General features: G+C 48.3%; 3 protein-coding genes. All 3 read left to right on the top strand.

Annotated elements, in window-relative coordinates; all coding sequences use genetic code 11:
- On the top strand, positions 1–111 hold a 111-nt coding region (locus tag CWM53_RS24665; RefSeq protein WP_206062635.1), incomplete at its 5' end, for a TraU family protein.
- Positions 112–125: 14 nt separating this feature from the next.
- The gene (locus CWM53_RS24660; RefSeq protein ID WP_100698978.1) at positions 126–674 is read left to right on the top strand and encodes a hypothetical protein; all 549 of its coding nucleotides are present in this window, start codon (positions 126–128) and stop codon (positions 672–674) included.
- A 23-nt stretch (positions 675–697) separates the two neighbouring features.
- Positions 698–1,250 (top strand): hypothetical protein (locus tag CWM53_RS24655; protein WP_133124385.1); only part of this gene is annotated, 553 nt, incomplete at its 3' end.

Here is a 1,250-nt window from a genome sequence, read left to right as displayed (position 1 = left end):
CATCCGCTTGGACGCAGCGTGATGCGCTGGGAGGCCGGAAAAAATCCACCCAACTCCCGCAAGAACTATGGCTACCTGATGTGGCGTAAACGTAACTGCGTATTTTTGTAACCCGGAGGCAGAACATGAAGCATAAGCATCTGGATTGTTTGATGCAGGACTTACACAATATCAGTCAGATGATTGCCGATGATATCCTGCAACGATCGGAGGCTGCCTGGGAGGTACAGGAAGTGCTCGATTCCATGCGAATGACACTATTAAACAGAAAATGCCCCTCTTCGCGACTGGCTGAGTATGCGGTCTGTCTCCTGCGGGCAGAACGATATCGACAGGTGCGGATTTACGGTAAATCGTTAAGAGAAGTCAGGGATCTCAGCCTGTGGATTACAGGACTGAAAGCCTTCAGACGGAGACTGGAGAAAACAGAGGAAACCTGGCGGTACCGCCAGTGGGAAGCAAGCCGTGCTGCATATTCGCTGGCCGGATTATTTATTCTGCCAGCGTACCTTATTTTCTCCCTTGCGGTAGGTGTCGGTTGCGACTTACGGATAAGCTCGGTCATCCTGGGGGGATATCTTGTCTGTTTAACTGGCGTGGCTGTCCGGGCCAAAGACTGCGTAGCCATTTACTGGTCGTTGTACAGTTTCATTCCTCTGGTGATGCTGAATTGATATTTTTGATGCGGAGAGTCTACATGACTGGTATCAGTACAAAGAAGGATATTGAATACATAAAGGCCGTTTTTAATGACCTCAGTGAAGCGTTAACGCAGATGGCATATGGACAGGTTGTTCTGCCCGTCGATATCAAAGGGTTGCTTTCTGACATTCAGGCGTCTCTGATTAAAGGACGTCTGCCATGTGCCCTGGAAGTCGACTGTTTTGAGGGAAGCCTTCTTTTGTTCCTCCGAAGTGTCAGGCAGCAACGGCAAAGCATTGTCTGCACCACTGAGGTGGACAGGCAAATGGCCAGACTCAGGGATGTCAGATACTTTCTTGCTGTGTTAACAGGATATCCTGAGAGAGTACAAGAACCACCCCGGTTACTGTGGAGATGGCGGGATATTAAAACGCTGTCCGTGCTCTTCCTCAGTGTAGTACTGTCTTTTTGTTCTGTCCTTTATCTCGCCTCAGGTAATAATGGTGTTGTGCATGGTGTTTATTATATTGCGATAATTTTATTTTCTGTTTCAATATATGCATTAGAAGAGTCTGGGGTTGGTGGTGTGGTGTTTTCTCTCTCGGGGG

It is taken from the genome of Klebsiella sp. A-Nf5, from assembly GCF_002810545.1.
GTDB lineage: Bacteria > Pseudomonadota > Gammaproteobacteria > Enterobacterales > Enterobacteriaceae > Klebsiella > Klebsiella variicola.
This window is presented reverse-complemented; position numbering and strand designations above follow the sequence as displayed.